The sequence below is a fragment of the Flavobacterium sp. 5 genome, from assembly GCF_002813295.1.
In the GTDB taxonomy this organism is placed as follows: domain Bacteria; phylum Bacteroidota; class Bacteroidia; order Flavobacteriales; family Flavobacteriaceae; genus Flavobacterium.
The window spans coordinates 4,409,274-4,434,041 of record NZ_PHUE01000001.1 but is presented as its reverse complement, the minus strand read 5'-3'; the positions used below and the strand labels follow the sequence as shown (position 1 = coordinate 4,434,041).

General features: G+C 35.1%; 17 protein-coding genes, 2 tRNA genes and 3 rRNA genes. 4 read left to right on the top strand and 18 right to left on the bottom strand.

All coding sequences use genetic code 11. From position 1 onward, the window contains the following. Positions 1 to 73 precede the first annotated feature (73 nt). The 11 genes from CLU82_RS21050 to CLU82_RS18520 all read right to left on the bottom strand — a co-directional run bounded on the left by CLU82_RS21050 (position 74) and on the right by CLU82_RS18520 (position 10,824). Positions 74 to 313: a hypothetical protein gene (locus CLU82_RS21050; RefSeq protein ID WP_232735271.1), complete on the bottom strand. Its 240-nt coding sequence runs from the start codon at positions 311 to 313 to the stop codon at positions 74 to 76. Between the two features lie 406 nt (positions 314 to 719). Then, the gene (locus tag CLU82_RS21045) at positions 720 to 947 is read right to left on the bottom strand and encodes a hypothetical protein (RefSeq protein WP_232735270.1); all 228 of its coding nucleotides are present in this window, start codon (positions 945 to 947) and stop codon (positions 720 to 722) included. A gap of 87 nt (positions 948 to 1,034) precedes the next feature. Further along, entirely contained in the window at positions 1,035 to 1,163 is a 129-nt protein-coding gene (locus CLU82_RS21115) for a hypothetical protein (protein ID WP_255409723.1), read from the bottom strand. 288 nt (positions 1,164 to 1,451) lie between these two features. Continuing rightward, a complete protein-coding gene (locus CLU82_RS18560) occupies positions 1,452 to 2,672 on the bottom strand; it encodes an IS4 family transposase (RefSeq protein ID WP_100844499.1) in 1,221 nt (406 codons plus the stop codon). A gap of 163 nt (positions 2,673 to 2,835) precedes the next feature. Further along, positions 2,836 to 3,240: a DUF3244 domain-containing protein gene (locus CLU82_RS18555; RefSeq protein ID WP_100844498.1), complete on the bottom strand. Its 405-nt coding sequence runs from the start codon at positions 3,238 to 3,240 to the stop codon at positions 2,836 to 2,838. Between the two features lie 238 nt (positions 3,241 to 3,478). Continuing rightward, positions 3,479 to 3,588: ribosomal RNA gene (gene rrf / locus CLU82_RS18550) — 5S ribosomal RNA — on the bottom strand. 153 nt (positions 3,589 to 3,741) lie between these two features. Then, positions 3,742 to 6,625 (bottom strand): 23S ribosomal RNA (locus CLU82_RS18545). Between the two features lie 152 nt (positions 6,626 to 6,777). After that, positions 6,778 to 6,851 (bottom strand) — tRNA-Ala (locus CLU82_RS18540). A 138-nt stretch (positions 6,852 to 6,989) separates the two neighbouring features. Next, positions 6,990 to 7,063 (bottom strand) — tRNA-Ile (locus CLU82_RS18535). Positions 7,064 to 7,229: 166 nt separating this feature from the next. Next, positions 7,230 to 8,743: ribosomal RNA gene (locus CLU82_RS18530) — 16S ribosomal RNA — on the bottom strand. Together the 16S, 23S and 5S rRNA genes with 2 tRNA genes alongside form the textbook arrangement of a ribosomal RNA operon. A gap of 1,421 nt (positions 8,744 to 10,164) precedes the next feature. Next, the gene (locus tag CLU82_RS18520) at positions 10,165 to 10,824 is read right to left on the bottom strand and encodes a DUF4294 domain-containing protein (RefSeq protein ID WP_232735269.1); all 660 of its coding nucleotides are present in this window, start codon (positions 10,822 to 10,824) and stop codon (positions 10,165 to 10,167) included. Positions 10,825 to 10,907: 83 nt separating this feature from the next. Here CLU82_RS18520 and CLU82_RS18515 point away from each other — a divergent pair, with 83 nt between their 5' ends. From CLU82_RS18515 to CLU82_RS18500, 4 genes are all read left to right on the top strand, one after another. Continuing rightward, positions 10,908 to 11,996 (top strand): M42 family metallopeptidase, encoded by a 1,089-nt coding sequence (locus tag CLU82_RS18515; RefSeq protein WP_100844496.1) that lies wholly within the window; start codon positions 10,908 to 10,910, stop codon positions 11,994 to 11,996. 196 nt (positions 11,997 to 12,192) lie between these two features. Next, positions 12,193 to 13,545 (top strand): cytochrome ubiquinol oxidase subunit I, encoded by a 1,353-nt coding sequence (locus tag CLU82_RS18510; protein WP_100844495.1) that lies wholly within the window; start codon positions 12,193 to 12,195, stop codon positions 13,543 to 13,545. Positions 13,546 to 13,549: 4 nt separating this feature from the next. Further along, on the top strand, positions 13,550 to 14,587 hold the full coding sequence (gene cydB / locus CLU82_RS18505) for a cytochrome d ubiquinol oxidase subunit II (RefSeq protein WP_100844494.1): 1,038 nt from the start codon (positions 13,550 to 13,552) through the stop codon (positions 14,585 to 14,587). Between the two features lie 29 nt (positions 14,588 to 14,616). Next, the gene (locus CLU82_RS18500) at positions 14,617 to 15,216 is read left to right on the top strand and encodes a DUF2238 domain-containing protein (RefSeq protein ID WP_100844493.1); all 600 of its coding nucleotides are present in this window, start codon (positions 14,617 to 14,619) and stop codon (positions 15,214 to 15,216) included. Between the two features lie 97 nt (positions 15,217 to 15,313). Here CLU82_RS18500 and CLU82_RS18495 read toward each other — a convergent pair whose 3' ends face one another. From CLU82_RS18495 to ilvD, 7 genes are all read right to left on the bottom strand, one after another. Continuing rightward, positions 15,314 to 15,853 (bottom strand): hypothetical protein, encoded by a 540-nt coding sequence (locus CLU82_RS18495; protein ID WP_157813405.1) that lies wholly within the window; start codon positions 15,851 to 15,853, stop codon positions 15,314 to 15,316. A gap of 100 nt (positions 15,854 to 15,953) precedes the next feature. Further along, positions 15,954 to 16,331: an ankyrin repeat domain-containing protein gene (locus tag CLU82_RS18490; protein WP_100844491.1), complete on the bottom strand. Its 378-nt coding sequence runs from the start codon at positions 16,329 to 16,331 to the stop codon at positions 15,954 to 15,956. 484 nt (positions 16,332 to 16,815) lie between these two features. After that, positions 16,816 to 18,726, bottom strand: a complete 1,911-nt coding sequence (acs, locus tag CLU82_RS18485) for an acetate--CoA ligase (RefSeq protein WP_100844490.1) — start codon at positions 18,724 to 18,726, stop codon at positions 16,816 to 16,818. A 424-nt stretch (positions 18,727 to 19,150) separates the two neighbouring features. Next, positions 19,151 to 20,623 (bottom strand): ketol-acid reductoisomerase, encoded by a 1,473-nt coding sequence (gene ilvC, locus CLU82_RS18480; RefSeq protein WP_100844489.1) that lies wholly within the window; start codon positions 20,621 to 20,623, stop codon positions 19,151 to 19,153. 83 nt (positions 20,624 to 20,706) lie between these two features. Further along, on the bottom strand, positions 20,707 to 21,225 hold the full coding sequence (gene ilvN / locus CLU82_RS18475) for an acetolactate synthase small subunit (protein WP_100844488.1): 519 nt from the start codon (positions 21,223 to 21,225) through the stop codon (positions 20,707 to 20,709). 6 nt (positions 21,226 to 21,231) lie between these two features. Continuing rightward, positions 21,232 to 22,929 carry a biosynthetic-type acetolactate synthase large subunit gene (gene ilvB, locus CLU82_RS18470; protein ID WP_100844487.1) on the bottom strand — a complete coding sequence of 566 codons (1,698 nt, stop codon included), beginning with the start codon at positions 22,927 to 22,929 and terminating at the stop codon, positions 21,232 to 21,234. Between the two features lie 65 nt (positions 22,930 to 22,994). Then, positions 22,995 to 24,668, bottom strand: coding sequence for a dihydroxy-acid dehydratase (gene ilvD, locus CLU82_RS18465; RefSeq protein WP_100844486.1), 1,674 nt, complete (start codon positions 24,666 to 24,668; stop codon positions 22,995 to 22,997). Positions 24,669 to 24,768 lie beyond the last annotated feature (100 nt).

Below are 24,768 nucleotides of genomic sequence, written 5' to 3'. Positions count from 1 at the left end.
AAGTTTCAGATACAATTTTTATTTTGTATGTCCCCAAAAATTGTAGCTGAAATAAATAATAAAATCTAAAACTTTACAAATGCAACTGAATCTTATATTTATTCCATATTTTCATCACTCCAAGCATTATTGTTGAAAAAACCAACGACCATATAATTCCTGGAAGACCTTCTGTAAAATACTCTAGAATTATATGAAAATCAAATGCTAGAGTAAAATAATAAATGACACCTGGTAAAATATAAATCAACAAAGGATTTGCAGCGGCAGGCATAAAGAAGTTACTCCATTTAGTTTGTTTCTTTATTTCCATTACCCGATAAAGGAAATAAAATAAAATCGTACAAATTGCAGCTCAAAAAAATGTCCAAGATGGAGTCCTTTTTATTTTTGAAATTCCGAAAATATGGACGAAGTAAATACCCAATCACAAAAAAGAACACTACAAAGCTTAATACTGCCCTATAGATTTTTAAAGGTACTTTTCTATCAAAAAATAATAGTGAAATAATTATTCCCGCAGTTACCAATGTTGCATGTGTCAAATGTCCTGCAACAAAACTTAATGCTGAATTTGTTATCATTCCTTCTATAAAATTCATTGAATTAGCAGTAATGCAAACAATTAGAAACAAAATCATAGCCCATAATTTCCCTGAAACAAGCCAATAATACAATACAGTAAAAAGATATGCCCAACCAATTAAACCAAGAATCCTTCACCATTTTGGTGTCATCTCAATTTCACCCGTATCTTGAACGTATAAAAAGTAAAGAGCAACTAAAACTAGTATTCCACCATATTGGAAAGTATGTTTTATCCAAATTGGAAAATCTTTAGCATATTTGTTCCAAATCGGAATAGTTATCACATAAGCTAAAAGGCCCAAAATTGCTGGAGCTATAATCATTTTTGACACATCGTAACCATACACAACATTTATCATAAAAACACCTATAATAATTAGAGCTAAGCTCTTTTTAGAGTATGAAACCAAATAGTTTTAAAACTATCTCCTTTAAGTAATCTAGTATTAAATAAAAGGTACAGACATTCCAACAATAAATAAAAAAGCAGGAAAAACAACATCTACAAAAGTCATAGCATCTTCATCTGCAGACATATGTTTCATCCATTGTGGCACATCTTTAACACTTGCCAACTCATTACAAAAATCATTACAAAAATTGTTATTACATGTAGAGCATCTATTGAAAAAATTCTTTGATTGTATAAATTGTCCTTAACTTTCATAAATTATTAATAATTTGATCAAATATAAAATAAGTAAACAAAATATTATTAACATTATAGAATAAGTTAAATCAAGTATAATTTCCATCCCTCATACAAATTCGGTTTCATGAAGAACATTTGAGGTTTTAAAAGTTCTTAAAACAAAAAAACAGCCCCCAAAGAGCTAGTAGTGGTCGGAAGAAATTCCGGCCACTTATGTTTTAAAGACTTTTGAAGGATCTCCACCTGTCAACGTTATCATTATTGCAATAATAAGTTCTCTAAGTTCCAAAACAAATCTTCTTTTAGCGGTTTTATAACCAATATTATTTGCTTTTTTATACATAAGGATAAGCATTGCAACAATTAAAGTCATATAAACCATTACTTCTATTCCATTTTTGCTGAGTGAAACAAGATGACTAAAATTGAGTTCTTGTTTGATAAATCTAAAAAAAACTTCAATATCCCATCTTTTCCTGTAATAATCAGCAACTTCTTTAGCAGTAAGTTGAAAATCATTAGTAATAAACCAAAAAACTTTTTCGGGATTTTGTTTGTTTTTCACAACCACTAGCCTGAATTGATTATTGACTTTTTCTTGGCGATGATGTGTGTTCCATCGCTTGTTTTTTATTGGAACACCTGTGTAAAGGTTGACAATACTGTCTTGAATTAAGATATTTTCTCCAATATCTAAATCCTGATTTTCCTGAATCAAAGACCGTATTTCTTGATGTTTTCGGTTTTCCTTAGACCTGATAACAAATTTGATATTCTTTTTATCAAAGTCTTTCATAGTTCGGGTGGATTGAATACCTCTGTCGATAATGTAAATATTGCTATGTTCAGTATCTTTTTTTACTTGATTTAAAATAGCTTCGGGAAGAGCATTATCTTCTGCTGAATATCTTTGAGCATTAAATATCTCAACACCAGAAGGAAGAATTCCGTCAAAGAAAATACTATATTTTATAAGTTTTTTACCGCTTTTTTGATCAATACCTTCTTTGAGTTTCCCAGCAGCTTCTGCAACAATGGTACTATCTACCCGAATTAAATTATACTTGCTTCTTTCTAACTGATTGTAACTCTCAGAAAAACGATCATACATACATTCAAAAATTTCTTTGAAATAACTCGCATCAATCTTCGAGAGTCTCTCAGAAATTGAACTTCTTCGGATAGTTTCTGATTCATCCAAGTTAAATATAGATTTAAAACCTGAATAGTTAAAGGTGTCTTCCAATGTTCGTTGGCTGAGCTTTTCGTTGTCCATTATAGAATATAAAAGCAGATAAAATACTTTTTTGCCATGAAGAACTTTTGAATAATGATCTACTTTAGTACTGGTGGAAAGATGAGATAAGAGAGCCTCTGGAATGAAGCCTAATAACTCTTTAACGGATACTTTGTGGTCTTTAAAATTTGTCATAGATTACTGATTTACCAGTAATAAATATACGTAAAATCAATACTATAAACAAGAAAAATCTCGTTAAATAAATAATTGAAAGCAAAAAAAGTCGGAAGATTTTCTTCCGACCATGACTACCCAAAGAGCTGTTCTTATTCGAAGTTGTTTAATCCTAAAACAATTAGTTTACTTCTGCCACATTTTGATTTTTCATTTTCAAATCGCCTTTATAGACTTCAGCGATTGCTTTTCTAGATAAGGTAGTGGCTGTATCAGCAACTACAATCTCATGAGTTACTTTCTTTAAGTTAGTCTCTACTTCCAAAAAGTAAATCCCCTGTGGAAACTCCTCAAGACTATATGCTCTTGTTATTCCTCCTTTACCGGTTACTGTTTCATTATAAATCACATTATGGGACTCATCATAGATCGTTACAGTAGCTTTTTGTATCTCATTTACCGAAAAACTAATTTCTTTACCTTCTCCCTTTTTTACATTAAGTAAAAAATCACTATTGATTGCATAAGTACTCATTGTAGTCATTGCTACTAATACTACTAAACTGAATTTTAAAATCGTTTTCATGATACTGCGTTTTAAATTAGTAATTATTTCTATAGCTAAAGTAGTCTCATAATTCCTATAAAAACACAACTACATTCTCTAATATAAGTGCTATTTTAACTCCACGAAAACGATATATCCACCTCTATGGTAATTCAGTAACTGTTTGGGGCAATATACAATAGTTATTTTTTTATATAAACTGAGTTTTTTGTAAAACAAAAAACCCTGTTTCTTATCGAAACAGGGTTTTTATAAAAAAAGGCAGCGACATACTCTCCCACATAACTGCAGTACCATCTGCGCAGGCGGGCTTAACTACTCTGTTCGGGATGGGAAGAGGTGAGCCCCGCCGCAATAACCACCTTAAGAAGTTATAATTGCTTTGGACAATCATCTTGCAAGTCGTAATTCCTAATTTAGAACTCGTGCATTGCAACAATATCTTAACATACTGAGATAAAGAATATAAAAAATGTATTAGAAAGTTTCTTCCCGAGTCTTGCGACTCGGGAAAAGGGTGTACATAAGCTTACGGGTTATTAGTACTACTCGACTATGACATTACTGCCTTTACATCTATAGCCTATCAACGTGGTCATCTCCCACGACCCTTAAAAGAAATCTCATCTTGTGGTGGGTTTCGCGCTTATATGCTTTCAGCGCTTATCCCTTCCAAACGTAGCTACTCTGCGGTGCCCCTGGCGGGACAACAGATACACTAGAGGTTTGTCCAATTCGGTCCTCTCGTACTAGAATCAGATCCACTCAAATTTCTTGCGCCCACAGTAGATAGAGACCGAACTGTCTCACGACGTTCTGAACCCAGCTCGCGTGCCACTTTAATGGGCGAACAGCCCAACCCTTGGGACCTTCTCCAGCCCCAGGATGTGACGAGCCGACATCGAGGTGCCAAACCCCCCCGTCGATATGAGCTCTTGGGGGAGATCAGCCTGTTATCCCCGGCGTACCTTTTATCCTTTGAGCGATGGCCCTTCCATGCGGAACCACCGGATCACTATGCTCTACTTTCGTACCTGATCGACCTGTATGTCTCTCAGTCAAGCTCCCTTATGCCATTGCACTCTACGCACGGTTACCAAGCGTACTGAGGGAACCTTTAGAAGCCTCCGTTACTCTTTTGGAGGCGACCACCCCAGTCAAACTACCCACCAAGCAATGTCCCCCGCAAAGCGGGGTTAGGCCTCAGATAAACAAAGGGTTGTATTTCAACAATGACTCCACAACGCCTAGCGACGCCACTTCACAGTCTCCAACCTATCCTACACATCATTTATCCAAGGTCAATACTAAGCTATAGTAAAGGTGCACAGGGTCTTTTCGTCCCACTGCGGGTAAACGGCATCTTCACCGTTACTACAATTTCACCGAGCTCATGGCTGAGACAGTGTCCAGATCGTTACACCATTCGTGCAGGTCGGAACTTACCCGACAAGGAATTTCGCTACCTTAGGACCGTTATAGTTACGGCCGCCGTTTACTGGGGCTTCAATTCAATGCTTCTCCGAAGATAACATCTCCTCTTAACCTTCCAGCACCGGGCAGGTGTCAGGCCCTATACTTCATCTTACGATTTTGCAGAGCCCTGTGTTTTTGATAAACAGTCGCCTGGACCTCTTCACTGCGGCCCCGATTACTCGGGGCGACCCTTCTCCCGAAGTTACGGGTCTATTTTGCCTAATTCCTTAGCCATGAATCTCTCGAGCACCTTAGGATTCTCTCCTCGACTACCTGTGTCGGTTTGCGGTACGGGTACTAATTACCTGAAGTTTAGAGGTTTTTCTTGGAAGCCCTTAGGCGCACTATCTCTTTGTCCGAAGACTCCGAGTACTATCGTATTTCCCCAAGCCGCGTGGATTTGCCTGCGCAGCTTATAGGTAGGTACTTCAACGAACTATTCCGTCAGTTCGCGGCGCTTTCATCACTCCGTCACCCCATCACAGTAATTAGTAGTACGGGAATATTAACCCGTGGTCCATCGACTGTCCCTTTCGGGTTCGCCTTAGGTCCCGACTAACCCACAGCTGATTAGCATAGCTGTGGAAACCTTAGTCTTTCGGTGTGCGGGTTTCTCGCCCGCATTATCGTTACTTATGCCTACATTTTCTTTTCTAACCAGTCCAGCATGCTTTACAACACACCTTCAACCCTGTTAGAATGCTCCCCTACCACTTGTAATAAATTACAAATCCATAGCTTCGGTAATATGTTTATGCCCGATTATTATCCATGCTCGTCCGCTCGACTAGTGAGCTGTTACGCACTCTTTAAATGAATGGCTGCTTCCAAGCCAACATCCTAGCTGTCTGGGCAGACAAACCTCGTTCTTTCAACTTAACATATATTTGGGGACCTTAGCTGATGGTCTGGGTTCTTTCCCTCTCGGACTTGGACCTTAGCACCCAAGCCCTCACTGCACGGAAACATTATATAGCATTCGGAGTTTGTCAGGAATTGGTAGGCGGTGAAGCCCCCGCATCCAATCAGTAGCTCTACCTCTATATAACTTTACGCCGTGCGCTGCACCTAAATGCATTTCGGGGAGTACGAGCTATTTCCGAGTTTGATTGGCCTTTCACCCCTACCCACAGGTCATCCGAAGACTTTTCAACGTCAACCGGTTCGGACCTCCACACTGTGTTACCAGCGCTTCATCCTGCCCATGGGTAGATCACACGGTTTCGCGTCTAACACTACTGACTAAAGCGCCCTATTCAGACTCGCTTTCGCTACGGATCCATGGCTTAACCATTTATCCTTGCCAGCAACGTTAACTCGTAGGCTCATTATGCAAAAGGCACGCCGTCACCCCACAAAAGGGCTCCGACCGCTTGTAAGCGTATGGTTTCAGGATCTATTTCACTCCGTTATTCACGGTTCTTTTCACCTTTCCCTCACGGTACTGGTTCACTATCGGTCTCTCAGGAGTATTTAGCCTTAGCGGATGGTCCCGCCAAATTCAGACAGGGTTTCACGTGCCCCGCCCTACTCAGGATACCACTATCCTTTACATTCATTACTTATACAGGGCTATCACCTTCTTTGGCTCTACTTTCCAGTAGATTCTAATTCTTTATGCAAGAAATGTCGTGGTCCTACAACCCCAACATTGCCGTAACAACATTGGTTTGGGCTAATCCGCGTTCGCTCGCCACTACTTACGGAATCACTTTTGTTTTCTTCTCCTCCGCCTACTTAGATGTTTCAGTTCAGCGGGTTTGCCCACCTATCGGTGTACTATGTCTTCAACATAGTGGGTTGCCCCATTCAGGTATTTACGGATCAATCGATGTGTGCTCGTCCCCGTAACTTTTCGCAGCTTATCACGCCTTTCATCGCCTCTGAGAGCCAAGGCATCCCCCATACGCCCTTATTTTGCTTATTGTACCAATCTTAAAATTAATTAAGACCGTTTTTTTTTGTCTTTTACTATAAATAGTAAAAAACGCTTTCTACTTTTTATTATTTCTTATCTCAATATGTCAATGAACTTTTTCCTTAGTAGAGACGTTGCAATGCAACGTCTCTACCGGATTGTGGAGAATAACGGAGTCGAACCGTTGACCTCCTGCGTGCAAGGCAGGCGCTCTAGCCAGCTGAGCTAATCCCCCATTTTTAAATGATGAGTTATGAATTATGAGTTATGAATTTGCTCATAAACGCTCAACTTCTAAAATTTCCTTTTTTTAAGAATTTCAATTCTTTTAAACTTATAACTCATAACTTATGACTTATAACTCTTAAAATAGTTGTCTCGGACAGACTCGAACTGTCGACCCCTACATTATCAGTGTAGTACTCTAACCAGCTGAGCTACGAGACACTCTTTATTCTTAAATTGTATTAGTCGTTGCACTGCAACGCCTCTACTTTTATTCTTTATTTTTTTAAATTAACAGCAAGAGTAATATAATCTTTAATTTGTAACCTATAAATTCTTCGTCTTCTTTCCCTAGCGTGCAATAAATTGCTAACAACTAAGGCTCTAGAAAGGAGGTGTTCCAGCCGCACCTTCCGGTACGGCTACCTTGTTACGACTTAGCCCTAGTTACCAGTTTTACCCTAGGCAGCTCCTTGCGGTCACCGACTTCAGGCACCCCCAGCTTCCATGGCTTGACGGGCGGTGTGTACAAGGCCCGGGAACGTATTCACCGGATCATGGCTGATATCCGATTACTAGCGATTCCAGCTTCACGGAGTCGAGTTGCAGACTCCGATCCGAACTGTGACCGGTTTTGTAGATTCGCTCCTGGTCGCCCAGTGGCTGCTCTCTGTACCGGCCATTGTAGCACGTGTGTAGCCCAAGGCGTAAGGGCCGTGATGATTTGACGTCATCCCCACCTTCCTCACAGTTTGCACTGGCAGTCTCGTTAGAGTTCCCGACATGACTCGCTGGCAACTAACAACAGGGGTTGCGCTCGTTATAGGACTTAACCTGACACCTCACGGCACGAGCTGACGACAACCATGCAGCACCTTGTAAATTGTCTTGCGAAAAGTCTGTTTCCAAACCGGTCAATCTACATTTAAGCCTTGGTAAGGTTCCTCGCGTATCATCGAATTAAACCACATGCTCCACCGCTTGTGCGGGCCCCCGTCAATTCCTTTGAGTTTCATTCTTGCGAACGTACTCCCCAGGTGGGATACTTATCACTTTCGCTTAGCCACTGAGATTGCTCCCAACAGCTAGTATCCATCGTTTACGGCGTGGACTACCAGGGTATCTAATCCTGTTCGCTACCCACGCTTTCGTCCATCAGCGTCAATCCATTAGTAGTAACCTGCCTTCGCAATTGGTATTCCATGTAATCTCTAAGCATTTCACCGCTACACTACATATTCTAGTTACTTCCTAATAATTCAAGTCTTGCAGTATCAATGGCCGTTCCACCGTTGAGCGATGGGCTTTCACCACTGACTTACAAAACCGCCTACGGACCCTTTAAACCCAATGATTCCGGATAACGCTTGGATCCTCCGTATTACCGCGGCTGCTGGCACGGAGTTAGCCGATCCTTATTCTCACAGTACCGTCAAGACTCTACACGTAGAGTTGTTTCTTCCTGTGCAAAAGCAGTTTACAATCCATAGGACCGTCATCCTGCACGCGGCATGGCTGGATCAGGCTTGCGCCCATTGTCCAATATTCCTCACTGCTGCCTCCCGTAGGAGTCTGGTCCGTGTCTCAGTACCAGTGTGGGGGATCTCCCTCTCAGGACCCCTACCCATCGTAGCCTTGGTAAGCCGTTACCTTACCAACTAGCTAATGGGACGCATGCTCATCTTTTACCGTTGTGACTTTAATTACAAATCGATGCCGATTCGTAATACTATGAGGTATTAATCCAAATTTCTCTGGGCTATCCCTCTGTAAAAGGTAGATTGCATACGCGTTACGCACCCGTGCGCCGGTCTCTAATTCCGAAGAAATATACCCCTCGACTTGCATGTGTTAAGCCTGCCGCTAGCGTTCATCCTGAGCCAGGATCAAACTCTTCATCGTATATTGTTTGCTTGATAAATCAAGCTATTATTATTCGACTCAGTTTCTATCGGTGTTTATTCAAATCTATACGATTCTATTACTCTTATTTTATTTGTTTCGTTTTTCAACGAAACGGCTGTCAATTCAATATGTCTAGGAACGTGTCTTTTTGTATTTCGCTTGTTTCTCAAAGCGGGTGCAAAAGTAGCAATTTCTTTTTAACTGGCAAGAACTTTTTGAAGTTTTTTTAGAAAAATTTCTTTTTCGTTTGCTTCTCGTTTTCTTATCAGTATTTCAAAGATCGTTGCTAATTTAGCGGGGTGCAAAAGTAACTAACTCTTTTATTTCTCACAAGCTTTTCTGAATCTTTTTTGAAAATAAATTTTCGTTTTGATTTTGAATTACTTGCCAGATTTTCCAAGAACTTATTCGCTGTTGCGGGTGCAAAAGTACCACGTTTATTCGTTTCTGCAATGCCTTTTTACAACTATTTTTTGTTTATTTTTTAATACACTGGTTTAAGGCGGGTTACAAAGTCACTTTTTGATGATTTTTGAATTTGGGTATTGGATTTTGAGGTGTTTTATCGGTTTTGCTAGGGTTTTGGAGGTTTCTTTGGGAATAATACATGGTTTATTCGCTATACTATATATAGGTACTGAGTGGTGATTCTAAATTTTTATTGTTTTAAGCACATAGAAGTATCGTTTTTGACTGTACTTACTACACAATGTACTTTTTGTATATAACATTTATACCTTTCATATAAATCATTTATACGTTTTGTATAAAACAATTATACTTTTTGTATAAAACAATTATACCTTTCGTATAAATCATTTATACTTTTTATATAAATCATTTATACTTTTCGTATAAAACAATTATACCTTTCGTATAAATCATTTATATTTTTTATACAAATCATTTATACGTTTTATATAAATCATTTATATTTTTTATACAAATCAATTATACATTTTGTATAAATCATTTATACGTTTTGTATAAATCAATTATACTTTTCATATGAAACAATTATACTTTTCATATAAATCATTTATACTTTTTATATAAATTATTTATACTTTTTATATAAATGTTATATATAAAAAGTATAATATCATTGGTTTTAGATGTGGTGGTTGCTTTTTAATCTAAAATATGGTTGGGTTGTTATTCTGAAGGGTTCAGAATATGGGGGGGGGCTTGCATCAAAAAGGTGCTATACATATATAATAGGTGTATCTAAAAAACAAATCTCTCTTATGAAACCTCATGCCCTAGCCCTGATAGTAGTGGAAATCCTTGTGGGCCGGGGTTCGGCCCACAAGATTGGAACGGATAGCAGGAAATAGCTCCTGATTATTATTGAAACAAAAAAAGAGAGATAATTACCTTTAGTAATCATCTCTCTCCTATTATATAAATGTTTTGGTTTATTTTTTCTCCCAAGCTTCGTCTAGCTTTTCATAATCTATGGGTTGTGCTGCATCTTGTTTTCTAAGTCTACCGGATTCAAAGCCCCTGACTAAAATGGTCTCTATTAAATAATCTTCATTGACCTCGAAAGGCAGATACTTCATTTTTAAGTCAATACTGAACATACTGGCCGTTGTATTGGACACAAATGCTTTGAAACCACTTTTGAGGTTCTTAATTAACTCGTATGTTGTGGATCCTGTTTGTCTATCTATTAATTTAACCAAGATTTGCCCTTGTTTTTTGGAGAGCTTTTTTAGACGAGCTTCAAACTCATTGCTTAAATAATCTTCTACTATCTTGAAATACCTTTTTTGATCTCTTTTGTTGGTAAACTTTTGCATACCTCTATTTAATGAAGTCAATCTTTCGGCAGCAATTCTTGCGTATGGATAGGTGGCGTAAACTCTTTTTTGAAGTAATAAAAATTGCTTTTTATCTTCATCACTCATTTTGTGTGTTTCGATTACTAATTCAGGCAGTACGATGGTGTCGCCAAATATACTATCTGCTTCTGTTAAGACATAGCCCATTGGTATGTTATCATTTTTGGGGTCTTGGGCATGAACCGATAGTGAGGTCAAAAAGCAAAAAATTAGAATTTTATAAAGCTTCATAGAAAAATATTTTTAACACAAAATTATACATTAAATATAGAACTATGAAGACAAATATTTAATTTAGCGAAAAAATAAATTATATGAGTACTGAATCAATATTGAATGCATCATCGCTAACCTTTTTAGAGAAATATTTGAATAACGCCTCTCCTACTGGCTTTGAAAGTGAAGGGCAAAAAATATGGATGGATTATTTGAAACCTTATGTTGACACTTTTATTACTGATACCTATGGAACGGCTGTTGGGATTATAAATCCTGATGCTCCTTACAAAGTTGTTATTGAAGGACATGCTGATGAAATTGCATGGTATGTAAACTATATAACAGACGATGGACTGGTATATGTGATACGAAATGGTGGGTCTGACCACCAGATTGCTCCATCGAAACGCGTTAATATTCATACCAAAAAGGGTATTGTAAAAGGAGTTTTTGGATGGCCAGCTATTCATACTCGAAATAGAGACAAGGAAGAAAACCCTAAGATTAGTAATATTTTTATTGATTTGGGTTGCGAAACCAAAGAACAGGTTGAAAAACTTGGTGTTCATGTTGGTTGTGTAATTACATATCCTGATGAGTTCATGATTATGAACGAGAATAAATTTGTTTGTCGTGCTATCGATAATCGAATGGGAGGTTTTATGATTGCTGAAGTAGCAAGACTATTACATGAAAATAATATCAAACTTCCTTTTGGTTTATATATAACTAATGCTGTTCAGGAAGAAGTTGGTTTGAGAGGTGCCGAAATGATTACGCAAACCATAAAACCGAATGTAGCAATTGTTACTGATGTTTGTCATGACTCGACAACTCCTATGATTGACAAGAAAATTGAAGGGGATACTAAAATTGGTAAAGGTCCTGTTGTTACTTATGCTCCTGCTGTTCAAAACAATTTGAGAGAATTAATTCTGGATACTGCAGTGGAGAAAAACATTCCGTTTCAACGTTTGGCCTCTTCAAGAGTTACTGGTACTGATACTGATGCTTTTGCTTATAGTAATGGTGGTGTTGCTTCGGCTTTGATTTCGCTTCCACTACGATACATGCACACGACAGTCGAAATGGTACACCGTGAAGATGTCGAAAACGTCATCAAGTTGATTTATGAAACGCTATTGAAGATTGAAAACAACGAAACGTTTTCTTATTTTAAATAATATAAGGAGCACCATTTTATAATGGTGCTTTTTTTTTGTAATCTTCTAAAATATCTTGACTTTTTTTTATATAAAAATCTTTTCTTAACTAAGAATAGAAGAATAACAAAAAACAGTAATAAAATTAATTTGATACCCGATAAAGTTAGCTTTCTATCGTAAATTTACATCAAGTTTCAAACAAAATATTTTCATCATGGATGTAGAAATACTCGCCCGCATACAGTTTGCCTTTACAATTGCTTTTCATTATATATATCCACCATTAAGCATTGGAATTGGCTTAATAATGGTAATCATGGAAGGTCTTTACCTGAAAACAGGAAATAAAGATTACGAAATTCTGACTCGCTTTTGGATTAAAATATTTGCAGTAACATTTGGAATCGGAGTTGCTACCGGAATTATAATGGAATTTGAATTTGGAACCAACTGGGCTGTATATTCGCGATATGTTGGTGATATTTTTGGAAGTGCTCTAGCCGCCGAAGGTTTATTTGCTTTTGGTTTGGAAAGTACTTTTCTTGGAATATTGCTTTTTGGTTGGAATCGTGTAAAACCTTGGGTTCATTTTGTATCTACTTTAGGGGTGTTTTTGGGTTCTATGTTCTCTGCAGTTTGGATTGTCGTTGCTAATTCTTGGCAACAAACACCAGCAGGGTATCATATTGTTGGTACAGGCCTACATGCCCGTGCTGAAGTAACCAATTTTTGGGCAATGGTATTCAATCCTTCAAGTGTCGATAGAATCATTCATACTTGGCAAGGTGCTATTTTAGCTGGAGCTTTTTTAGTTTTAAGTGTTCATGCCTATTATATTCGAAAAGGACGCTATGTTGAAATATCTAAAAAGGCATTCAAAATTTCATTGGTGGTTGCTACTCTATTTTCGCTTACCCAATTACTTTCTGGTCATAGTACTGCTGACGGAGTTGCTGTTAATCAGCCTGCAAAACTAGCCACTATGGAAGGTCATTTTGAAAAAGACAAGCCTGCTGACTTATATCTTGTTGGTTGGGTAGATAAAGAAAAACAAAAAGTGACTGGAATTGGAATTCCTGGCGGATTATCATTCTTAGTTCATCAAGATTTTAATGCTCCTATAAAAGGACTAAATAATTTTCCTGTTGAAGACAGACCCAGTCAAATAAACGCTGTTTTTCAGTTTTATCATATTATGGTTGCTATAGGAATGGCATTAATTGGACTGACCTTATATGCTAGTTTTTTATGGTGGAAAGATAAATTATTTGAAACCAAATGGCTTTTATGGATTTTTTCTTTTGCAGTAATTTTACCTCAGATAGCAAATCAAGTAGGTTGGTTTACTGCCGAAATGGGAAGACAACCTTGGGTAGTCTATGGTCAATTAAGAACCAGTCATGCTTTTTCTCAAGAAGTCTCGGCCAATCAGATTGTATTTTCTTTAGTCATGTTCACAGTAGTCTATTCTCTATTGCTTGTCTTATTTCTATACACTGTCAACAAAAAAATAAAACATGGTCCTTATGAAGAGTCAAAAGAAACTGTAAATTTTCAATCTGTTTAATATTATGGAAACTTTTTTAGGAATTGACTATCCAACGTTATGGTATTTAGTAATCGGGTTATTGTTCTCCGGTTATGCTATTTTAGAAGGATTTGACTTTGGTTCTGGTGCATGGCATTTATTTTTTAGAAAAGATTTAAGCCGTAGAATTGCTATAAACGCTATTGCTCCTGTTTGGGATGCGAATCAAGTTTGGCTGATTATTGGTGGAGGTGCTTTATTTGCTGGTTTTCCAGTTATGTATGCCACTATGCTATCTGCAATGTATGTTCCGTTTATGCTTTTTTTGGTATTGAATGTACTTAGAGCTGCCGCCATTAAATTTAGAAGTATCGAAGAGATGGTGTGGTGGAGAAAAAGTTGGGATATTATTTATAGTGTTTCCAGTATTCTAATTGCTTTTTTACTTGGAGTTATATTAGCAAATATTTTACAAGGTTTCGCTTTGGGACCAAATTTCAGTTATCAAGGTGGTACATTTTTCTACTTCCTAAATCCTTATGCTATAATGGTTGGATTTACCACTTTGTCCATTTTTATGACACAAGGCGCTATTTATCTTTTATTAAAAACAGAAGGAAGATTACATCTAAGATTGACATTTTTACTTCAGAAAGGAATGATTTTTTTCATCATCAGCTTTGGAATTACAACACTTTATACCTTAGTATTTATACCCGAAGTAACAGAAAATTTTAGAGAAAATCCTATTTACTTTACCGTTCCTGTTATTTCCTTTTTGGCTGTAGCCAATGTACCGCGACTGGTTTCTAAAGAAAGATACATGTTAGCATTGATTTTTTCTTCTTTGACAATGGCCTTTTTGCTAATTCTAGTGGCTTTGCAATTGTACCCAACCCTTTTAATTTCGACAATAGACCCAAAATTTGACGTAACGATTTACAATGCGGCCTCTTCGCAAAAATCATTAGGCATTATGTTGACTATTGTTTGTATTGGCGCTCCTTTATTAGTCGCTTATTTTTTCTTTTTATACAGAACATTCAATGGAAAAGTAAAACTTGATGATACCAGTTATTAAATAAAAACAATCCTTACAGCCCCTACCATATGAAATACATTTATGCATTATTATCGATATTTACAGCTACTTTACTTTGGTCAATCATCGGTGCAAAAGAAGGATTTACTTGTTTTTTAGAAATTATTCCAGCAATAATTGGACTTTTGATCTTAGCATTGACTTTCAAAAAATTTAGATTTACCAATTTTACCTATACTTTGATTTTAATTCATTGTATCATTCTTTTCATTGGCGGACATTATACGTATGCAGAGGTTCCTTTTTTTGATTACATAAAAGATGTATTTCATCAAAGCCGAAATAATTACGATAAAGTTGGGCATTTTGCACAAGGTTTTGTACCTGCCATGATTATTCGAGAACTATTTATTCGAAAAAAAGTAATATCAAATAAAAGTTTTTTCAACTTTATAATTGTTTGTATTTGTTTGGCAATTAGTGCTGCCTATGAATGGATTGAATGGTTTGTTTCTATAGCAACTGGAGATGGTGGAGATGCATTTTTAGGAACTCAAGGGTATGTTTGGGACACTCAATCTGATATGTTGTTTGCAACTATTGGATCTATTACAGCTTTATTAGTGTTTTCAAAGACACAAGATAAAGAATTGGCTAAATCAAACTAATATAACATCATTACATAAAAAAAGCATCATTATACTCTTTATAATGGTGCTTTTTTTGAAGTCTTGTGACTTTATTCAATATATTAGCCCTTGGGAATTAATTCATTCCGATAAATTTTTTAGAATTCAATGAATTATTCATCAATGAATTACAATTAATTTTTTTAAAATCTAAAGGTCTTAAATCATTGTCATTAGCACTTTCAATAATCAATTCCAATTCAGTTATTTCATCTTCTATTGTTCTTTCAATATAAAGAGGATGAGTTTCGTTTGAAATAACATTTTCAGTAACCAAATCAGATTGAGCTACTATTTCTCTCATTGATTCTTCATATTCCATAAATTCTACATCATCAGTTGTTTTGTTATCAATAATTTTATCACCTTCGGCGATGATCTCTTTTGCAGTTTTTGGACTATAGGCAATAACTGTTTCTGGATTGAATACATCAACATTTTCAAACATAGAAGGTTTTACAATTTTTGTTACTTCATTGATTTTTGTTTCTGCATTGTCATCTGAAAAAATGAAATTTTGAATTAAATTATTAGATAAACTAACTGTGCTTTTTGCATTACAAATATTTGAAAATGATACTAATGCAATTCCTAAGATTAAAACTGAATTTTTCATGATTACTATTTTTTGATTGATTGATTGATTGATTGATTGATTGATTGATTTTAAATGAGACATCATCTATGATGATGTCTCATTAAGTTTTTTAGACTATTTATTGTTGTAAAAGTTGAATAGCTTCTGTAGCATTTGATAATTGTGCATATTTTAAAGCTGTAAATCCATTCTCATCTTTTTGATTAACACGAGCACCTTTAGAAATTAAATATTTAATGATTTCTATTTTATTGTAACGAGCAGCAATCATTAGAGGGCTCATTCCGTTTGATTTTTCATTTACGTCTGCACCGTATTCAACAAACTTTTTTACAGTTTCTAAATCTCCTTTGAAAACAGCATTCCCTAACGGTGAAACTGCATCATAAAATTCAACTTTGTGAGAGGCATTTGAAAATGAATTCACATTTGAAGCTAAAGAAACATTTGCAAAAGCTACTAAAGCTACTCCTAAATAAACGATTGATTTTTTCATAATAATTAATTTTTGATTGATGATTGATTAATAAACTTGGATCATATAATAATATCCTATACAAATATATGTCTTTAAAAAGGTATTCTGTATTACATAGTACTTAATTTTAACTTTTTATTAACTTTAAGGCCATTTTTATTGAGAAAATTAAAAATTTAGATTATTTATTTTAACATTCAGATTTAAAAAAAACTTCTTTTTATAAAAACTTATATTCAATAGACTTGAAAATAAAAAAAATGTTACTTCAATTAATAAAATTTTAACATTAAAAAGAAAAAAATAATTTGTAACACCAAAAACGAAATTACCTATTGTTCAAGTGATTTCTAAATTATTCATATAGCTTGTTGTATGAATTCATAATTATAATTCATTTGCCATATAACAAAAGCTCATGTATTAGTACTATTATCTGATTTTAGGGCATAAAAAAACTGCTTCAGGATTGAAGCAGTTTATATATTTAGATTGAATAAGGTTATACTATTTTTCCTTTAACAATCTCATCAACAATTTCAGGATTCAAGAGTGTTGTAATATCACCAAAATTAGAATAATCACCTTCGGCAATTTTTCTTAAAATACGACGCATAATTTTTCCCGATCTAGTTTTTGGCAAACCAGTTACAAATTGAATTTTATCTAATTTAGCAATTGGACCAATATGATCAGCAACATGCTGATTGATCTCTTTAATTAAATTATCTCTATCTCTGTATTCGCCAGATTCTTTTAATATTACGTAACCATATAATGCATTCCCTTTAATATCATGTGGGAATCCTACGATTGCAGATTCTGCAACAGCTGGGTGCTCATTAATAGCATCTTCGATTGGTGCTGTTCCTAAATTATGACCTGAAACAATCACTACATCATCTACACGACCTGTAATTCTATAATATCCAACTTCGTCACGTAGTGCTCCATCTCCTGTAAAATATTTACCTGGAAAGGCTGAAAAATAAGTGTCTTTATATCTTTGATGATCTCCCCAAATGGTTCTGGCAATACCAGGCCATGGGAATTTTATACACAAACTACCATCAACTTGATTTCCTTCGATTTCATTACGTTTATCATCCATTAAAACAGGCTGTATTCCTGGTAATGGCAATGTTGCATAGGTTGGTTTTGTTGGAGTTAAAAATGCCAATGGGGCAATCATAATTCCGCCAGTTTCTGTTTGCCACCAAGTATCTACTACTGGGCAACGCTTCCCTCCTACGTGATCATTATACCAATGCCAAGCTTCTTCATTAATAGGTTCCCCAACAGAACCAATTACTTTTAATGATTTTAATGGAAACTTTTGAACATAAGATAAATTCTCTTTTGCCAATGCACGAATTGCAGTTGGTGCTGTATAAAACTGAGTTACTTTATGCTTTTCTATTGTTTCCCAAAAACGACTGAAATCAGGATAAGAAGGAATTCCTTCAAAAATTACTGTAGTTGCACCATTCAATAATGGTCCATATAAAATATAAGAATGTCCAGTAATCCAACCTATATCGGCAGTACACCAAAAAATGTCATTATCTTCATAATTAAAAACATTCTTAAAGGTATAAGCTGTATAAACCATATAACCAGCCGTAGTATGAACCATTCCCTTAGGTCTACCTGTTGATCCTGAAGTATACAATATAAACAATGGATCTTCGGCATCCATAATTTCAGCAACACTATTATTAAGTGCATTATCCAGAAGCGGTGCTAACCATTGATCACGACCTGCTTTCATTTGAATTTCTGCATTTGTTCTCTTAGCAACTAAAACTTTAGTAACACTTGGACAATTTTGCAAAGCATCATCAATTATCCCTTTCAAATCAATGGTTTTATTTCCACGGTATCCACCGTCAGAAGTAATTACCATTTTACATTGGCTATCATTTATTCTTGAAGCAACCGCCGATGCTGAGAAACCTGCAAATACAACTGAATGAATTGCTCCAATTCTAGCGCAAGCCAAAACCGATACTGCCAATTCTGGTATCATTGGTAAATAAATACAAACGCGATCCCCTTTGGTAATACCTTGTTCTCTTAAAACATTGGCCATTTTGGATACACGTTCATAAAGTTCGTTATAACTTATATGCAACGCTTCTTCAGAAGGATCATTTGGTTCAAAAATTATTGCCGTTTTATCTCCTTTTTTGGCAAGATGTCTATCAATACAGTTTTTAGTAATATTAACTTTTGCATCAACAAACCATTTTACTTCGGCGTCAGCCATATTAAAATCGACAACTTTGTCCCAGTATTGATACCATGTGAAGTTCTCTTCAGCAATTTTACCCCAAAATTTTCGAGGTTCACGTATCGATTTATTATAATGTTTAAAGTATTGTTCTAAACTATCAATTTTAAAATAACTCATCTTTTTAAATTTTTTATAAAAGTATTAAATCTCTTCGGTTTTCAAAACTATTAATTTGTAAAATGTTCTAAAAAAATAATAAAAAATCGTACTTCTTCAAAATTTAATGATTTTTTCATAACGTTTTAGAATTATATTCGAATTTAAAACAAGAAAAGGGCATAGTTAGAAACTAAAATGCCCTTTTATTAACAATATATTTAACAACAATCTTATTCTCTTTTGAAATCATAAGATCTCATAATAAACTAGGGATTACTTCACTTAACTTACAGCTCGTTCGAAGTTAAGTGAATGTAATTATGCATAAATATCTTTCAATTGTCCAATAAGTGCTTACTAATTCAAAATATTTAAACCTTTATGATATTATGCAAATCCCAGCACACCCTCATGGCATGGTAATTCCTAATTTTTATTTTTATTATACAATTTTTTTCATTGCAGTCATCGATTCTCTCAACCATGCTCCTACTTCTTCAACAGGGTGGTTTCTGATAATTGCATTAACTTCAATTAATTCTTTATTATCTACTCCATTACTTCCGTTATTAAATGGACGTCCAACTAAATTACTTGGTGCATTTTTCACATACTCAGCAATTAATGGCTTACATGCATGATCAAACAAATAACATCCGTACTCAGCAGTATCAGAAATTACACGGTTCATTTCGAATAATTTCTTTCTTGCAATTGTGTTAGCAATAAGTGGAGTTTCGTGTAATGACTCGTAGTATGCTGATTCTTCAATAATTCCTGAATCTGTCATTGCTTCGAAAGCTAATTCTACACCCGCTTTTACCATTGCAACCATCAATACTCCGTTATCATAATATTCTTGCTCAGAAATTTCAAAATTTCCAGCTGGAGTTTTTTCGAAATTCGTATCTCCTGTAGCTGCTCTCCAAGATAACAAATTAACATCATCATTAGCCCAGTCTTCCATCATTGTTTTAGAGAAGTGACCAGAGATAATATCATCCATATGTTTTCTGAACAATGGACGCATAATGTCTTTTAATTCTTCAGCAACATTGAATGCAGCAATTTTAGCAGGATTAGACAATCTGTCCATCATATTTGTAATTCCACCATATTTTAATCCTTCAGTGATAGTTTCCCATCCGTATTGGATTAATTTAGAAGCATATCCTGGATCTACACCTTCAGCAACCATTTTATCAAAACATAAAATAGAACCTGTTTGTAACAAACCACAAAGGATAGTTTGCTCTCCCATTAAATCTGATTTTACTTCTGCTACAAAAGAAGAACGTAATACTCCTGCTCTGTTACCTCCAGTTGCAACTGCATATGCTTTTGCTTGATCTAAACCAAAACCATTTGGATCGTTTTCTGGGTGAACTGCGATAAGAGTTGGTACACCAAAACCTCTTTTGTACTCTTCACGTACTTCAGATCCTGGGCATTTAGGAGCACACATAATAACTGTTAAGTCTTTACGGATTTGCATTCCTTCTTCAACAATATTAAAACCATGAGAATAAGCTAAAGTTGCTCCTTGTTTCATCAATGGCATGATAGCTGTAACTACAGCTGTATGCTGTTTATCTGGAGTTAAATTACAAACTAAATCAGCAGTCGGGATTAATTCTTCATAAGTACCTACTTTGAAACCATTATCAGTTGCATTTTTAAAAGAAGCTCTTTTCTCTGCAATAGCATCAGCACGTAACGCATAAGAAATATCTAAACCTGAATCTCTCATATTTAAACCTTGGTTCAAACCTTGAGCTCCACAACCTACAATGACTACTTTTTTTCCTGCTAATGCATCTATTCCATTTGAAAATTCAGATTGATCCATGAATTCGCAAACTCCTAATTGTTCTAATTGTTGTCTAAGTGGTAATGAATTGAAATAATTTGCCATTTTTTTTTAATATTTAATGAATGTAAAATTTAATAATTGAATTCTAATCTGTCTTAATTATATTTTAACAGATTGTATATTTATTATAATGATTCTAATAATGTTGATATCTCCATTTTTTCTTTTGAAACCGATATTCTTCCAGAACGAACAAATTGCATAATTCCAAAAGGTTTCAATTTTTCATATAAGTCTTGAATTTCTGAACGTTTTCCAGTTTTTGAAATCACAAAAAAGTCTCTTGAAACCGTTACAATTTCAGAATGGCTTTCTTTGATGATGTTTTGAATTTGTCTCTCATCAAATAACAAACTAGATTCTATTTTGAAAATTGCGCTTTCTAAAAAGATAGTTTCTTCATCAATATGATAAAAAGCCTTTATGACTTCGATTTGCTTTTCAATTTGACCTACAATATTTTGAACCCATTTTTCAGTAGTTTTTACTACAACAATAAAACGAGATACCCCTTCAATTTCCGATTCGGATACATTCAAACTCAAAATATTGATATGACGTTTCAGAAATATTACTGAAATTCTATTCAATAAACCAACGTTATTTTCTGAATAAACAGAAATCGTGAATATTTTATTTTCCATAATTTTTTAACTTAATCTCATATCCGAAACCGAAGCTCCTGTTGGAATCATTGGGAATACGTTGTTTTCTTTTTCTACCATAACTTCAAGGAAATACGAATCTTTTGAAGCTAACATTTCTGCTATTGCTTCATCTAATTCTTCTCTTTTAGTTACTTTTCTTGCTTTGATATAATATCCTTCTGCAATAGCACAAAAGTTAGGATTAATCATTACTGTAGAAGCATATCTGTAGTCAAAAAACAATTCTTGCCATTGTCTAACCATTCCTAAGAATTCATTATTTAATACAACAATTTTAACTGGAACTTTTGTTTGATAAATTGTTCCTAATTCTTGTATATTCATTTGAAAACCTCCGTCTCCAATAATAGCTACAACTTCGCGCTCAGGTTTTCCCATTTTTGCCCCAATAGCAGCTGGTAAAGCAAATCCCATTGTTCCTAATCCACCAGAAGTAACATTACTTTTAGTTGAATTGAATTTAGCATAACGGCAAGCAAACATTTGATGTTGTCCTACATCCGAAACCATAATCGCATCCCCTTTCGAGTGTTTATTAATCATTTCGATAGTTTCACCCATTGAAATTCCTTTTCCGTTTGTTGGCGCTAATTCTTCGTTGATAACTGCGTCTAATTCAATTTCGTATTTCTTTTTGAACTCATTATGCCAAGAATCGTGTGATTTTTTGTCAATTAATGGAATCAAAGCTGTTAGTGCTTCTTTAAGATCTGCTAAAACTGCAACTTCTGTTTTTACATTTTTATCGATTTCAGCTGCATCAATTTCTATATGAATTACTTTCGCTTGCTTAGCGTATGTTTCTAAACTTCCTGTAACACGGTCATCAAAACGCATTCCTAATGCAATTAAAACATCACATTCATTAGTCAAAACATTCGGACCATAATTACCATGCATTCCTACCATTCCAACATTCAAAGGATGATCTGTTGGTAAAGCCGAAAGTCCTAAAATAGTCCAAGCCGCTGGAATTCCAGACTTCTCAATGAATCTTTTTAATTCTTCTTCAGCTTGACTTAATATAATACCTTGACCAAAAATTATATATGGTTTTTTAGCATTATTAATTATATCTGCAGCCTGTTGAACTTTTTGAAGATTCAAAACTGGTTTTGGATGGTAACTTCTAATTGAAGTACATTTTTCATAACTAAAATCCAATAAATCAAACTGAGCATTTTTAGTTATATCAATCAAAACTGGACCTGGACGACCAGAACGAGCAATATAAAAAGCTTTAGCCATGATTGCTGGAATTTCATGAGCTTCTGTAATTTGATAATTCCATTTCGTTACCGGAGTTGAAATACCAATGATATCAGTTTCTTGAAATGCATCAGAACCTAACAAATGTTTCCCTACTTGCCCCGTAATACACACTAAAGGTGTAGAATCAATTTGTGCATCAGCAATACCTGTAACTAAATTAGTTGCTCCTGGTCCTGAGGTAGCAATACAAACCCCAACTTTGCCTGTAGCTCTTGCAAAACCTTGCGCTGCATGTGCAGCACCTTGCTCGTGACGCACCAATACGTGATGCAATTGATCCTGAAATTTATATAATTCGTCGTAAACCGGCATTATAGCACCACCTGGGTAACCATAAAGCAAATCTACTCCTTCGGCTAATAAGCATCTAATAACGGCTTCTGCGCCTGATATTTTAGTATTTTCCATTTTATATTTTTTTACTTATAAATCTTTGTTTTGAAGATTTACAAGAATATTTGTTTTAATTTAAATTATTTGTCAGTAACACATCCATGAGAAGCACTAGAGACCGAACGCATATATTTAAGTAAAACTCCTTGTTTAATTGGTGATTCTGGCTGTTTCCAATTTGCTTTACGTTTTGCAAATTCTTCATCAGAAATTTTCATATCAATCGTGTTTTTCACAGCATCAATTGTAATTACATCACCGTTTTCTATTAATGCAATTCCACCACCCTCATAAGCTTCTGGAGTAACGTGTCCAACTACAAATCCGTGTGAGCCTCCCGAGAAACGTCCGTCAGTTATCAATGCAACTGAATTTCCTAAACCAGCTCCCATAATAGCAGATGTTGGTTTTAACATTTCAGACATACCTGGACCACCTTTTGGACCACAGTAACGAATGATGACTACATTTCCTGGCTTCACTTCACCTGCTTGTATTCCTCTAATTACATCTTTTTCTCCTTCAAAAACTACAGCAGTACCTTCGAAAAACTCACCTTCTTTTCCAGAAATTTTAGCAACACAACCTTCTGAAGCTAGGTTTCCGTATAAAATTTGAATATTTCCAGTAGCTTTTAATGCTTTTTGAATTTCAAAAATTACTTCTTGACCATCATGTAAAGCTGGAATTGATTCTAAGTTTTCAGCAATTGTTTTTCCTGTTACAGTCAAACAATCCCCGTGCAATAAACCTTCTTTCAATAAATATTTCATTACTGCTGGAACACCTCCTACATTGTGTAAATCTTCCATTAAGTATTTACCACTTGGTTTCAAGTCTGCTAATAATGGAGTTTTATCACTAATATCTTGGAAATCTTTTAATGTCAATTCAATACCTACAGAGTGAGCCATTGCAATTAAGTGCATTACCGCATTTGTAGAACCTCCTAAAACAGCTACCATCGTAATTGCATTTTCAAATGCTTTACGAGTCATAATATCTCTAGGTTTAATATCTTTTTCCAATAATATTTTGATAGCTTTACCAGCATCAACACATTCTTGTTTCTTTTCTGGACTCAAAGCAGGATTTGAAGAACTATAAGGTAAACTCATTCCTAAGGCTTCAATCGCTGATGACATAGTGTTTGCTGTATACATTCCACCACAAGCACCAGCACCGGGGCATGCATTTTGAATTACACCTTTAAAATCTTCAGGTGTAATTGTATTCTTGATTTTTTTACCTAAAGCTTCAAAAGCTGAAACGATATTCAAATCTTCACCTTTCCATTTTCCTGGATGAATAGATCCGCCATAAACCATAATAGATGGACGATTTACTCTACCCATTGCCATTAAAGCTCCAGGCATATTTTTATCACAACCTGGAACAGCGATCAAACCATCGTACCATTGAGCTCCCATAACCGTTTCAATAGAATCTGCAATTACATCACGTGAAACCAAAGAAAAACGCATTCCATCATTACCATTAGAGATACCATCACTTACACCAATAGTATTAAAAATTAAACCAACTAAATCTTCTTTCCAGACGCCAGCCTTAACATCTTTAGCCAAGTCATTTAAGTGCATGTTACAAGGATTTCCATCATAACCCATACTTACAATTCCTACCTGCGCTTTTTTAAGATCCTCTTCTGTTAAACCAATTCCGTAGAACATAGCCTGAGAAGCTGGTTGTGTTTCGTCTTGTGTGATTGTTTTGCTGTATTTATTTAATTCCATTCTATTTTAATTGTGTATTTATTTTTATTTAAAAAAAAAACCTCCCAAAATTATTGGGAGGTTTTATATATATGCTTTCACTTATATTTATAACAATCCC